This is a genomic window from Micromonospora rubida (assembly GCF_009908295.1).
In the GTDB taxonomy this organism is placed as follows: Bacteria; Actinomycetota; Actinomycetes; order Mycobacteriales; family Micromonosporaceae; genus Micromonospora; species Micromonospora rubida.
On record NZ_JAAALO010000010.1, the window covers coordinates 161,741 to 174,569 of the forward strand.

A 12,829-nucleotide genomic window follows, 5' to 3' on the forward strand; every position below is an offset into this window, starting at 1 on the left:
GCAGCAAGCGGGCGCAGTGGGAGCGAACCTGGGCGTTGCAGCGCCGGGCAACTCAGCTCGGACCGCGCGGCGCTGATTCTGCTTCGCGACGTGCCTGAGTTGCCGTAGGAGGCTGTCAGCCTAAAGGTTGATAATCCTGAATACCTGAACTATTCTTGCGTGAATAACGAGTGGTGGGCGTGGGGTAGTTATTGCGGTGGGGATGACCCTCCTCGGAAGCTTTGCGATAGTTCTTTCGCCATTCTTGATAGGCTGTATCTCTGATTCAGAAATCGACTGGTTTCGATTGGCTGATGTCGGGCAGGCGTACGGTTCGGTTTCTGTTTTAGTTTCCGCGTTGGCTCTGGTTGGGATCGTTGCCACATCCATAATTCAGAGTAGGCAAATGCGGATCGCATTGGAGTATGCGCAGCGCGAACAGCATGCACTGTTGCTTAGGATGGCCATGGAAGGTAACTGTTCAGCCTGAGTGACTTTCGGGTTCGATGTTCGTTGATGGTGGCGTGTCGGTTGATGTGGAGTCGTTGTCGCGTGAGGAGCTTGTCGCTCTGGTCGTGACGCAGGCCGCGTTGATCGAGCAGCTTTAGGGGCAGGTCGCGGAGTTGCGGCACCGGTTGGGGATGAACTCGTCGAATTCGTCGAGGCCGCCGTCGTCTGACGGGCTGGACAGGCCGGTGGCGCGTGGGTCCGGGGCCGGGAGACGGCGACCGGGTAAGCAGCCACGGTCGTCGGGATCGACGTTGAACCTGGTGGCGGATCCGGATCACACGGTGCTCCACCGGCCGGAGGTGTGCGCTAACCTCGGCCCTTCGTTAAGGGCTGTCCAAGGAGTGGACCGGAAACGAAGAAGTGCCTTCTGATCAGGGAAAATAGGGCTTGTCGAGAGTCCTGTTTACCCGCCACGGAAGGCACTTGCTGAGTGAAGGCTACCGCAACACGTCCGAAGATCATGGTGACCGGAGACGGGCGGGGCGTCGTTGGTCACGCTGGTGCCCGGCTGCTCACTGACCTGGCCGACGCGACCGGGTTGACCAGCGCGTTCAGCCACACACTCGCCGGGCTGCGGCAGCGGCAGCGTGGGCACGATCCGGGACGGATCGCGGTAGATCTCGCGGTGATGCTCGCCGACGGCGGTGAGACCATCGCTGACCTGGCAGTCCTGCGCAACCAGCAGGCACTGTTCGGGTCGGTCGCGTCCGACCCGACCGCGTGGCGGCTGTTGTCACGGCTCGACGACACGGTGTTGGTCGAACTGCGATCCGCCCGGGCCCAGGCGCGGGAGGTCGCCTGGGCCCAGCATGCCGAAGCCCACGGCGACCTGCCGCGGCCGGTGGTGGCCGGCCAGCAGGTCGACGGCCTGGTCCTGGACATCGACGCCACCATCGTGATCTGCCATTCCGACAAGGAATCGGCGACCCGGACCTGGAAGAAGACCTTCGGGTTCCACCCCGTTGCTGTGCTTCCTGGACAACACCGGCGAGGCTCTCGCCGGTGTGCTGCGCGAAGGTCGGGCCGGGTCCAACACCACCGCCGACCACATCACCGTGCTCGACCAGGCCCTCGCGCAGATCCCCGACGCCCACCGGCACGGCACCCCAATCTTGCTGCGCAGTGATTCCGCCGGTTCCAGTCACGGCTTCCTCGCCCACATCCGGTCCCTGCGCGGGCAGCACCTCGATATCCGGTTCTCCGTCGGCGCCGCGATCACCGAACCCGTGCGAGAGGCGATCCGGGCCACGACCGGCTGGGTCCCCGCCGTAGACACCGACGGTGACCTGCGTGACCATGCGCAGGTCTGCGAGATCACCGGCCTGTTCGACGCGGCCGGCTGGCCGGAGGGCACCCGCTTTGTGGTCCGCCGGGAACGCCCCCACCCCGGCGCCCAACTGACCTTGTTCGACACCGTCGAGGGCTGGCGGCATCAGGTCGTGGCCACCGACACCCCGCCCGGCAACAGCGGTATCCAGTTTCTGGAGGCCCGGCACCGGGCGCACGCCCGCGTCGAAGACCGCATCCGCACCGGCAAGAACACCGGCTTCGGTCGGTTCCCGTCCCGGGTGTTCGCGATCAACCAGGCCTGGCTGCAACTCGCTCTGACCGGTATCGACCTGCACGCCTGGACCCAGATCCTGCTCCTGGACGGCGATCTCGCCACCGCCGAACCGAAGAAGCTGCGTTACCTGCTCCTGCACGTCGCGGCCCGGATCACCCGCACCGCCCGCAGGACACGGCTCACCATCGCCGCCAACTGGCCCTGGACCGACGCCCTGACCAGCGCATTCAGCAAACTCGCTGGTCTGCCCCGGCCCGCTGGCTGATCCTGCGGCCCACGTCCGACCAGCACCACGGAGGAACCCGGCCCAGCGCCGGGCCTTCGGGATGCCAGCAAACAGCATTAAACAACCGAATCGCCACACATCGAGCAACAGCTATGAATCAACGCTCAAATGAAAGACCGAGGCTAATCGTCCTGCCGGCTTCGGTCTCCACCAGCGTCAACGCACCGATCCAGCTCGGATCATCCAGGTACTCCCAACTGGCTGGGTCGGCCAGCAACACCGGCAGCTGGCCCTTGGCATAGGATTGCCGTACGCCAAGCCCTCCCGACTGTCACCCGCAACCCGCACGCAGCGGGCATCTCCGTTGTCCACCAACATCAGCGAGATGAGGGCCATGAGTACGGGAGGCGAAGCCGACGACGGGCAGGTCATCAGGCAGTGGGCCACCGTCGTGCTCGGCGGGGACGAGCTGACCTGGTTGAAGGAAGCATTGCAGCTCAACGCCGTTAACGACCTCGACGACCGCGAAGACGACGACCTGGATCCACCCGGCTGAAGCTGCGACAACACGAGCAACTCCCATCTGGAGAGGAGGCCCTTCGGGATTCCGCCGCACGCCGCTTCCGCCGCACGCCGCTTCCGCCGGCTGGCGGTGAGCAACAGCGGGGTGAGGACCCCTTGCTGGCGCTCAGGTCGGCGAGGAAGGCGCCCAGCCGGCCGAACCTATCCAGTGACCACTCGTCGAGCGTCCCGTGGAAGGTCGGCCGAGCGCACCGCCCGCGCACGCCATGGATTGAGCCGCGCGGGCGGTGGTGGGTGGAACTACGCGGCGGCTCCCCCGTCGAACACCATGTCGGTGCCGACGGCGAAGCCGGCGTCGGGCGAGGCCAGGTACAGCACCGCTGCGGCGATCTCGTCGAGGGTGCCGACGCGGCCGATCGGCAGCTGTGTTGCCATCCGGTCGGCGCGGTCGGCTGGGCTCTCCCCGGGTAGGAGGGACATCCCGGTGTCCATGGGTCCGGGGCTGATGCTGTTGATCCGGATCCCGTCCCGGATATGGTCCAGGGCGGCGTTGCGGGTCAGCGCACTCACCGCAGCCTTTGTCGCGACGTACGCGCCCAGCCCCGGGCGCCGGGCGTGGGCACCGAGGTTCGAGGCGATGTTGACGATAACGCCGCCGCCGTTAGCTCGCATGTGGGCGATTTCGTGCTTCATGGACAGCAGCGTGCCGGTGAGGTTCACCGCGACGAGGTGATGCCACTGCTCCTCGTCGACATCGCCAACCGGGCCAACCGCAGCCAGGATGCCGGCGCTGTTGACCGCGATGTCGAGCCCGCCGTACCGGCTGGTGGTCTCGGCCACCAGCCGGGCCAGGTCGGCCGAGTGGGTGACATCGGCGGTGACGGCCGAGGCGCGGCCGCCCTCGTCCTCGATGAGCTTGACGGTTTCGTCAAGCGGGCCGAGCGTGCGGCCCGCCACGACGACGGCCGCTCGCTCGCGGGCGAACGCTCGTGCGACGGCCTGGCCGATTCCTGCGCCGCCGCCGGTGACGAGGGCGACCTTGCTGGTGAATCGTGCGGTCAAGGTGTTGACTCCTTCTGGGTGTCGGATCGGTAGTGTTGGTGCGGTTCGCTCTCTAGAGCGCCATCGGCCGGGGCGGCGGGATCCGTCGCCGGCCGAGGTCGTTGTGGTCCGTCAGCCGGACCGGTGGGGGCGGGTGCGCCCGGTCAGTGCAGTGACCGCGGTCAGTGCGGCGAACGCGAACCCGGCGGCGCCGAATGCCCAGGCGTACCCACTGGTGGTCGTGTCCGGTGGGCTGGCACCGGCGGTCTCGAGGTGCGTGGTGCGCGCCGTGGAGAGCGCGGTCAGCAGGGCGAGGCCTGCCGTTGGTCCCAACTCCATCGCCGTGTTCAGCACGCCGCCGGCGAGCCCCGCTTGCCGTGGTCGTACGTCGGACAGCGCGAGCACCGACCCGGCGGAGAAAGACAGCGCGACTCCGGCCGGCAGGAGAACGAGGCCAGGCAGCAGACCGAGGCCGTATCCGGTGTGCGGATCCACACCGGCCAGCAGCAGCAGACCACCGGCCGCCAGCGCGAGCCCTGTGGAGGTAACCCGTTGGGCTCCCCAGCGGGCGATGAGCCGCCCGGACAGCCGCCCGATGACGACGAGAACCACCGCGTACGGGAGGAACGCCATCGAGGTACGCAGCGGCGTCCAGTTTCGGATCTGCTGGAGGTACAGGACCAGTAGGAGGGAGACGACGGCGGTTCCGGCCGCGGACAGGGCGATCACGAGCAGCGCGGTCACCCGCCGGAGATCAGCCAGGAAAGACATCGGCAAGAGCGGATCGGCACTGGACAGTTCGACCGCGACGAACACGCCCAGCAGTACCAGGCCCGCGGCCAGCGGGCCCAGCACCATCGCCGAGGTCCACCCGTGTTCGCCGGTCACCACCAGGCCGAAGCTGAGCAGCGTGATTCCCGAAGTGGCGAGCAACGCGCCCGGCAGGTCGAGCGGGGCCCGCCCGTACTGGGTGTCCGCGGGCAGCAACCGCGGCGTCACCACCGCCGCCACCGCGGCGACCACCAGCGGAACCGCCAACATCCATCGCCACGACAACCAGGTAGCGACGATCCCGGAGAAAAGACTTCCCATCGTCGCACCGAGTACCGACAACCCGCCCCAGGTCGCCATCGCTCGGCCATAGCCGACGGGGTCCGGAAACACCCGTCGCAGCACCGCGACAGCTGCCGGCGCGACGAGGGCGGCGCCCACCCCCTGGGCGAAGCGTGCGACAGTGAGGGCCGCACTTCCGGGAGCAAGTGCGGCCACCATCGAGGCGGCGGCAAAGACAACGAGACCGGCGGTGAACATCCGGCGTCCGCCGCACCGGTCGGTGAGCCGACCACCGAAGAGCAACAGGCCGCTGAAGGACAACCCGTAGGCGGCGCTGAGGAGGACCAGGCTGGACTGACCCAGTCCCCACTCTCGGCCGATCACCGGCAGCGGTACGGAGATAACGGTGATAGTGAAGATCAGCGTCGTCTGCACGGTGCCGAGCAGCGCGAAGGCAGGGCCGACCGCCGGCTTTCCCGGCCCGCCGTCCTGACCTTCGTAACCGCGTCGCGGCCACGGGCCAGGGCGGTGCGCCGCCGCGCCGGGCCTGCCCGGCGGTACGTCGGGGACCGTTGTCGCCATCGTCACTCACCCTCCAGCATTCGAGATTGATCGTTCTAGTTTCGGCGCACGAGGCAACACCGCAAGGTCGAGAAGGAACGTCGACACCGAGCCACCGGGCACGAATGTCGGCTCTGGCGAGCATGCGCGCGATCAGTGGCCCGCTTCGGTGGCCCGTCGTCAGTCGAGCAGGGTCAGAGCCTGCGTGGCGGCGTCCCGCAGCCGCCGCGGCTCCGCCGACATCTTGCCGACCACTCGAATGCCCTGCATCAGCACGAGCAGAAGCCGGGCCAGCGCGCGGGGATCCTTGCCCGGGGCGAGTTCACCCTGGGCCTGCGCCCGGATCAACGCAGAGGCCAGCGCGGTTTCCAGGTAATCCCAGCTTGCCGTCACACGGCGTGCCGCCTGTCGATCATGTGGCGCAACCTCCACGGCTGTGTTGACGATGAAGCAGCCACGACGCCCGCTGTCGTCGCCGGCCTCGCACGCGTATCGCTCGACGAGGGCCCGTACAGCCGGCAGCGCCGGACCCGGCTGCGACAGATCACGCAGCAGGACGGGGTCGACCAGCTCGCCGTACCGGTCGAGCGCCTTGAGATAGAGATCGTGCTTGTTGCCGAACGTCGCGTAGATGCTCGCTCGCGCCACGCCCAGATGCTCGACCAGGTCGGCCATCGAGGTCGCCTCGTACCCCCGCTCCCAGAACAGGTCGAGGGCCGCCCGCAGTGCCGCATCCGGATCAAACTCCTTGGTCCTTGCCACGGCTCAACTCTAACCGTATCTAGATCGACTGGTCAAGAAAGGTCGAGGCGCGTCGCCGCAAGTCGCACCGCTTGGGCCGCCGCTGACGGTCTGGGCTGTGAGGAGGCTCCCGACCCGTTGTGTTACCCCGACCTCTACGACGACCGCAACCGCCAAGCGAGGACTGAGGACGATCTCGAACCACTCGACTTCGACAGCTCATCTGCCCTGGCCAGCGAAACCAGCAAAACGGCCAAAAGGCAACGCGGCGAACACGGCGAGATGACGTGAAGGCCGTAGCCCTTACACCCGGCGTACTCGCTCGGCGACTCGGGGAAGCGGTCCCACATCGTCGCTAGCGCTACAGCACGCCGTTCCTCGTCCCGTATCGGCATCCCGGCTTGCTAACGAGATCACTCAGAGTAACTGTTCAGCCTGAGTGACTTTCGGGTTCGATGTTCGTTGATGGTGGCGTGTCGGTTGATGTGGAGTCGTTGTCGCGTGAGGAGCTTGTCGCTCTGGTCGTGACGCAGGCCGCGTTGATCGAGCAGCTTTAGGGGCAGGTCGCGGAGTTGCGGCACCGGTTGGGGATGAACTCGTCGAATTCGTCGAGGCCGCCGTCGTCTGACGGGCTGGACAGGCCGGTGGCGCGTGGGTCCGGGGCCGGGAGACGGCGACCGGGTAAGCAGCCACGGTCGTCGGGATCGACGTTGAACCTGGTGGCGGATCCGGATCACACGGTGCTCCACCGGCCGGAGGTGTGCGCTAACCCGGACTGCGGTGCGGATCTCGACAATGCGGTGGTGTTCGGCCGTCAACGGCGGCAGGTGTTCGACCTGCCCGAGCCGGGAATGATCGTCACGGAACATCAGATAGTGGCGGTGCGGTGTGGGTGTGGGCATGTCACCGAGGGCTCACCGCCGCCGGGGGTGACTGGTCGGGCTCAGTACGGGCCGGGGGTGAAGGCCGCCGTGGTGTATGCCCGTGGGGCACACTTCCTGCCGTACGCGCGGGTCGCCCGGCTGCTGGGCGACCTGTGCGGGGCGCGGGTGTCGACCGGGTTCGTGCACACGGTGGTGCATGAGGCCGCCCGACGCCTGGACCCGTTCTGCTCCTACCTTGCAGCCCTCCTGCACGTGGAGAAGGTCCTACACGTCGACGAGACTCCCGCGCGGACCGCCGGAGCCGGCAAATATGTGCACGTCGCGTGCACTCCCGGGTTGACGCTGCTGCACACCGGCGGACGGGGTAGGGCCGACGTGGACGCCGGCGGGGTCCTACCCGGCTTCGACGGCGCCCTTGTGCGGGACGGCTACGCCGCCTACCGGCACCTCACCGACGCCGACCACGCCTGGTGCGGCGCCCACCTGCTACGTGACCTTAAAGGTGTGTACGAACCCGACCCGGACGGGCAGAGCTGGGCCGAGGTCATGGCCGACACGATGCTGATGGCGAAAACGATGGTCGAGAAGGCCGTCGCCGACGGCCGGACCGCCCTGGAAGTCGCCGAGATCAGCCACATCCGGGCCTGCTACGCCGGAGCGGTCGCCTACGGACGGCAACAGAATCTACCCAACCGTGACGGCGAGTTATCCAGGGCTGGGAAACTGGCCGAACGTTTCCACACCCACCGGGACATGATCCTGAGATTCGTGATCGACCTGGCCGTTCCGTTCACGAACAACCAGGCCGAGCGTGATCTCCGGCCGGTCAAGTTGCAACAGAAGATCTCCGGCTGCTGGCGAACCCTGCAAGGCCTGGCCGACTTCGCCAGGATCCGCTCCTACCTCTCCACCGCCGCCAAGCAGGATACGGACGCCCTCGGCGTACTCAAACAACTGTTCACCACCGGCCCCTGGCTACCTGAAGCCACCCACTCAAGCTGAACAGATACCTCAGGGGGGCCTCCATCTCAGAGGCCAGATGAGTGTTTCGCAGGAGTGTGACGAGTGGTTCTACCCCGAGGGCGCTGTCCGATGACCCGACAACATGGCGGGTTCAGCCGGTGGAAGAGGGAACCCAGTCGTTGAGATTTCCGCGCTTGACTCAGAGGACGAAGGCCGACCAGGTCGCCGCCTGACGATACCGGCGATGGGCTCGACCGTGGGGGGGACCAGAAGGAGCCTTTCTTCTCCGCCTGAAACGTCGCGTCGATCGCTCAGTCCCACGTGCGGATTCTTGCTGCAGCCGGAGACCGCCATCGAGGCCGCGTCGGGGGCATCGCGCAGCCTTCGAGACGCCTCGGAGGCTGCGCTGGCCGACGCTACTAGTGTTCTGTCTCGTAAATAGGTAGCCGGTTGGTAGGATGTTGGTCGTGAATCGTGCTGCCGCGCCGTTGGTGCTTGATCCGGGTCAGCGTGAGCTGTTGGAGTCGGTGGCGAGGTCGCGGACTGCGGAGCATCGTCTGGTGCGGCGGGCGCAGGTGCTGCTGCATGCGGCTGGCGGGGTGTCCAACACCGAGATCGCTGTGCTGGTCGGGGTGACTCGGATGACGGTGCGGGCGTGGCGGGCGGAGTTCACCGCGCGTGGGCTCGCCGATCTGGGCAAGGTGGCGGCGGGGCGGGGTCGTAAGGCGTCGATCCCGCAGGCGGTGATCGATCAGATCGTGGAGTTGACGTTGCATTCGCGGCCCGAGGGGGCGACGCACTGGTCGTGTCGGTCGATGGCGGCGAAGGTCGGCGTGTCGAAGGCGACCGTGCAGCGGGTGTGGGACGCGCGTGGGCTCAAGCCGCACCTGGTGGAGACGTTCAAGCTGTCGAACGACAAGCGGTTCGAGGAGAAGCTCGTCGACGTCGTCGGGTTGTACCTGAACCCGCCGGACAAGGCGGTGGTCTTGTGCATGGACGAGAAGTCGCAGATCCAGGCCCTCGATCGCACGCAGCCGAGTTTGCCGCTCAAGCCTGGGCGGGCCGGCACGATGACCCACGATTACAAGCGGCACGGCACCACGACTTTGTTCGCGGCGTTGGACGTGTTGACCGGCAAGGTGATCGGCAAGTGCTTCGCCCGGCACCGCCACGACGAGTTCCTGCGGTTCCTGCGCACCATCGATACCACGGTGCCCCGCAAGCTGCAGATCCACATGATCGTCGACAACTACGGCACCCACACCCACCCCAACGTCAAGGCGTGGCTGGCCAAGCATCCCCGCTTCCACCTGCACTTCACCCCGACGAGCTCATCCTGGCTGAACATGGTCGAGCGCTGGTTCGGTGAGCTGACCGACAAGATGATCCGCCGCGGAGTGTTCCACAGCGTCGCCGACCTCGTCGCCGCGATCGAGGACTACCTGCGCGTACACAACGACGACCCGAAACCGTTCCTGTGGACCGCGACCGCCGAGTCGATCCTCGCCAAGGTCCGACGTGGACGCGTCGCCCTCCAGCAAGCGGCTAGTCAAAACTGAGACAGAACACTAGCGAATCAAGTTGCCCTTCGCGGCTCGGACGAAGGTGACCCAGGCTGTAGGGGTGAAGGTCAGAGCAGGGCCGGCCGGGTCCTTGCTGTCGCGGAGCCCGACGACGTCTGGGAGGTTGTCGGCGACCTCGACGCAGTTGCCGCCAGCGTTACTTCGGCTCGACTTGCGCCAGACGGCACTGGTCAGGTCAGGCACGGGAGTACTCCTCTGCGACTTGCTGGATCAGGCTTGTTGACCGGGACTCGTTGAGGACATGGCCCGTCATGTCGACCCAGATGGAATTATAGACAGCCGTCTCGTGCGGCTTGTCGAGGTAGATCGCCCCTGTCGCAGATTCCAGGTAGGCCACCGGCGGCTCCGTTTCCCTGCCGTTGCCGTCCTGTGGGAACTCCAGCATCGAGAAGCCTCCAGCCGTCATCCCGGCGTGTAGCCCGGCAGAAAAATCCATCACCCGGACGGTTACGTTCGGTAGCTCTGCGGCTTTCAAGATTTGGCGAAGCTGCTCTGCCATGATCGCGTTGCCTCCAACGGGGCGGCGCAGCACGGCCTCGTTGATAATCACGCCGAGTTGTGGCGGGGAGAACCGGGTGAGCAGCGCCTGTCGCTCCACCCGGAGCTGGACGGCGCGCTGCTGTGTCTCGTTGTCGCTGGTGTCGATCCCGCCGCTGGGGAGTTTGAGAACCTGCTCGGCGTAGGCACGGGTCTGAAGCAGGCCGGGTATCAGCTCGGCCTCGTACTGCCTGATGCTGGATGCGGCAGCTTCAAGCCCGATGTAGAGCTGGAACCAGCGTGGCAGACCGGAACCGATGTAGTCGTGCCACCAGTTCTTGTTTTCGCGGGTGGCGGTCGGCCACCGCTCGGCGACCTACCGTCCGCTGCTGCCCTGGCAGGTGCGCGAGCAGCGGTTCCGGCCGACCCCGCTCGGCCGGCGCGGGCTCGACCCGCAGGAGGTGGGGGAGTTCCTCGACCGGCTCGCCGGTGACCTGGCCGCCGTCTACGAAGCGCTCGCGCAGAGCCGGCGGGAGACCAGCCGGATCAAGCTCGCGCTGTGTCACCTGCAGTCCGAGCGGGCGCACGTCCGAAACGAACGGGAGTGGGGCCGATGAGCGAACGCTTCGTCATCCACCTGCCGGTGGTCGCCAACGACATCGTCTCCGCCCAGCGGCTCGCCCGGGTGGTGGCGCACTGGACCCACGTCCTGCCGCAGACCGAACCGGGCGGCACCACCGTCTCGGCCGAGGACGACCAGAACGTACCCCACTGGGTCTTCTGCGACCGGCTCCTGTCCGGCGGCCGGCGGTGCCTGCTCCGGCCTGACCACGATGGCGAGTGCTCCCGCCGGCATCCGTGGCGGTGAGCGTCGGCCTACTCGGCGGGCCTGACATTTGTCATGGGGGGAAGGTGACGAGCGGTCGGGGAGCGGACGGCGCGGCGGCCGCAACATTCTCGTATGACCAGTACGCACCCGGCCGTCGAGCTGACCGGCCTCCGCAAGAGCTTCGGACCGGTGACCGCCGTCGACGGTCTCGACCTGACCGTCCACGCCGGTGAGGTGGTGGCGTTCCTCGGCCCCAACGGCGCCGGCAAGACCACCACGATCGACATGCTGCTCGGTCTGGCCCGCCCGGACGCCGGGGAGGTCCGGCTCCTCGGCGGCACCCCCGCCGACGCCGTCCGGTACGGCCGGGTCGCCGCCGTCATGCAGAGCGGCGGCCTGCTCAAGGATCTCACCGTCGCCGAGACTGTCCGGATGACCGCCCACTTCTTCGGCCGGACCCGGCCGGTCGCCGAGGTGCTGGAGCGGGCCGGGATCGCCGACCTGGCCGACCGCCCGGTCGGCAAGTGCTCCGGCGGCCAGCAGCAGCGGCTGCGGTTCGCGCTGGCCCTGCTGCCCGACCCGGACGTGATGGTCCTCGACGAGCCCACCACCGGGATGGACGTCGAGGGTCGACGGGACTTCTGGCAGGCGATCCGGGCCGACGCCCGGTCCGGGCGGACCATCATCTTCGCCACCCACTATCTGGACGAGGCCGACGCGTACGCGGACCGGATCGTGCTGGTCCGGCAGGGCCGGGTGGTCGCCGACGGCACCACCGCCGAGATCAAGAACCTGGCCGCCGGGCGCACCGTGCGGGCCACCCTGCCCGGCGCCGACCAGGCCGGGCTCGCGGCGCTGCCGGGGGCCGAAACCGTCGAGGTACGCGGCGACTCCGTGCTGATCCGCACCGGCGACTCGGACGCCGTCGCGCGGCACCTGCTCACCCGCACCGCCGCCCGGGACGTGGAGATCACCTCCCACAACCTCGAGGACGCCTTCCTCGCATTGACCACCGCCGGGGGCCACCCGACCGCCCCCGCGCCCGCGCTGACCGCCCCCGCGACCATCGGAGCCTGAGATGACCACCTCGACCCTCACCACCCCCGCCATTGCGTCGACGATGGACCGTCGGCCACCCGCCCTCGGCGGCTTCTCCCCGGCGGTGCTGCTGATCGAGATGCGCCGGATACTGCGCAACCGCCGGACCCTGATCTTCACCATGGTGATGCCGGCGGTCTTCTTCCTGCTGTTCGGGCTCCCGCAGCGCGGCGAGCTGCTGCCCAACGGCCGGCAGGTGCTCGCCTGGATCATGGTCAGCCTCGCCGTCTACGGGGCGATGGTCGCCACCACCAGCGCAGGCGCGGCGGTGGCCACCGAACGCGCCCTGGGGTGGAGCCGTCAGCTCCGGCTCACCCCGCTGCGCCCGGCCGCGTACGTCGCGACGAAGGTCGCCACCGCCATGATTCTCGGCCTGGTGGCGGTGGTGGTCGAGTTCGCGGTCGGTGCCGCCGCCGGGGTCCGGCTGCCGGCGTACGTCTGGCTGCTGGCCGGGCTGGCCACCTGGCTCGGCTCGCTGGTCTTCTCCGCGCTGGGGCTGCTCATCGGCTACCTCGGCCCGGCGGAGAACGTCATGCAGTTCATGGGCCCGGTCCTCGCCCTGCTCGCCATGTTCGGCGGCCTGTTCATGCCCCTGGAGATGCTGCCCCACGCGTTGCAGCGGATCGCCGAGTTCACCCCGGTCTGGGGGGTGGGCCAGCTGGCCCGGGCACCGCTGACCGGAGACCCGGTGAGCGTCGGGGTGTTCGCCAACGTGCTCGGCTGGGCGGCGGTCTTCGCCCTCGGCGCCGCCTGGCTGTTCCGCCGCGACACCCAACGGGTCTGAGCACCGGCCCCGGC

12 protein-coding genes and 3 pseudogenes are annotated in these 12,829 nt (G+C 67.8%); 10 read left to right on the forward strand and 5 right to left on the reverse strand.

Annotated elements, in window-relative coordinates; translation table 11 throughout:
* Positions 1-202 precede the first annotated feature (202 nt).
* The 4 genes and pseudogenes from GVV04_RS34875 to GVV04_RS27720 all read left to right on the forward strand — a co-directional run bounded on the left by GVV04_RS34875 (position 203) and on the right by GVV04_RS27720 (position 2,835).
* The gene (locus GVV04_RS34875) at positions 203-469 is read left to right on the forward strand and encodes a DUF6082 family protein (protein ID WP_407938842.1); all 267 of its coding nucleotides are present in this window, start codon (positions 203-205) and stop codon (positions 467-469) included.
* A gap of 121 nt (positions 470-590) precedes the next feature.
* Positions 591-722 (forward strand): annotated as a pseudogene (locus GVV04_RS34880) (DUF6444 domain-containing protein); the annotation flags it as partial.
* Between the two features lie 227 nt (positions 723-949).
* A pseudogene (locus tag GVV04_RS27715) lies at positions 950-2,318 on the forward strand (IS1380 family transposase).
* Between the two features lie 355 nt (positions 2,319-2,673).
* Positions 2,674-2,835: a hypothetical protein gene (locus GVV04_RS27720; RefSeq protein WP_161691932.1), complete on the forward strand. Its 162-nt coding sequence runs from the start codon at positions 2,674-2,676 to the stop codon at positions 2,833-2,835.
* A gap of 266 nt (positions 2,836-3,101) precedes the next feature.
* Here the strand turns inward: GVV04_RS27720 and GVV04_RS27725 are convergent, their stop codons facing one another.
* From GVV04_RS27725 to GVV04_RS27735, 3 genes are all read right to left on the reverse strand, one after another.
* Positions 3,102-3,863, reverse strand: a complete 762-nt coding sequence (locus GVV04_RS27725; RefSeq protein ID WP_161691934.1) for an SDR family NAD(P)-dependent oxidoreductase — start codon at positions 3,861-3,863, stop codon at positions 3,102-3,104.
* Between the two features lie 111 nt (positions 3,864-3,974).
* Positions 3,975-5,330 (reverse strand): MFS transporter, encoded by a 1,356-nt coding sequence (locus tag GVV04_RS27730; protein WP_201754244.1) that lies wholly within the window; start codon positions 5,328-5,330, stop codon positions 3,975-3,977.
* Between the two features lie 306 nt (positions 5,331-5,636).
* Positions 5,637-6,218, reverse strand: a complete 582-nt coding sequence (locus GVV04_RS27735) for a TetR/AcrR family transcriptional regulator (RefSeq protein WP_161691937.1) — start codon at positions 6,216-6,218, stop codon at positions 5,637-5,639.
* Positions 6,219-6,769: 551 nt separating this feature from the next.
* On the opposite strand from GVV04_RS27735, the gene tnpC reads away from it, so the two are divergent.
* A complete protein-coding gene (tnpC, locus tag GVV04_RS27740) occupies positions 6,770-8,083 on the forward strand; it encodes an IS66 family transposase (protein WP_407938843.1) in 1,314 nt (437 codons plus the stop codon).
* A gap of 419 nt (positions 8,084-8,502) precedes the next feature.
* Entirely contained in the window at positions 8,503-9,603 is a 1,101-nt protein-coding gene (locus GVV04_RS27745; RefSeq protein ID WP_161691939.1) for an IS630 family transposase, read from the forward strand.
* 9 nt (positions 9,604-9,612) lie between these two features.
* Here GVV04_RS27745 and GVV04_RS27750 read toward each other — a convergent pair whose 3' ends face one another.
* Both GVV04_RS27750 and GVV04_RS27755 read right to left on the reverse strand, forming a co-directional pair.
* Positions 9,613-9,810, reverse strand: coding sequence for a DUF397 domain-containing protein (locus tag GVV04_RS27750; protein ID WP_161691940.1), 198 nt, complete (start codon positions 9,808-9,810; stop codon positions 9,613-9,615).
* A pseudogene (locus GVV04_RS27755) lies at positions 9,803-10,459 on the reverse strand (DUF5753 domain-containing protein); the annotation flags it as partial. The gene GVV04_RS27750 and the pseudogene GVV04_RS27755, both read right to left, overlap by 8 nt.
* On the opposite strand from GVV04_RS27755, the gene GVV04_RS27760 reads away from it, so the two are divergent.
* The 4 genes from GVV04_RS27760 (at position 10,455) to GVV04_RS27775 (ending at position 12,815) form a co-directional block, all read left to right on the forward strand.
* Complete coding sequence (locus GVV04_RS27760; protein ID WP_328822602.1) at positions 10,455-10,721, forward strand: DivIVA domain-containing protein; 267 nt, start codon at positions 10,455-10,457, stop codon at positions 10,719-10,721. The pseudogene GVV04_RS27755 and the gene GVV04_RS27760 overlap by 5 nt on opposite strands.
* A complete protein-coding gene (locus tag GVV04_RS27765; RefSeq protein ID WP_161691942.1) occupies positions 10,718-10,972 on the forward strand; it encodes a hypothetical protein in 255 nt (84 codons plus the stop codon). Before GVV04_RS27760 ends, GVV04_RS27765 begins: the two co-directional genes overlap by 4 nt.
* A 93-nt stretch (positions 10,973-11,065) precedes the next feature.
* Positions 11,066-12,010: an ABC transporter ATP-binding protein gene (locus tag GVV04_RS27770; RefSeq protein ID WP_161691943.1), complete on the forward strand. Its 945-nt coding sequence runs from the start codon at positions 11,066-11,068 to the stop codon at positions 12,008-12,010.
* A 1-nt stretch (position 12,011) separates the two neighbouring features.
* Positions 12,012-12,815: an ABC transporter permease gene (locus GVV04_RS27775; RefSeq protein ID WP_201754245.1), complete on the forward strand. Its 804-nt coding sequence runs from the start codon at positions 12,012-12,014 to the stop codon at positions 12,813-12,815.
* Positions 12,816-12,829 lie beyond the last annotated feature (14 nt).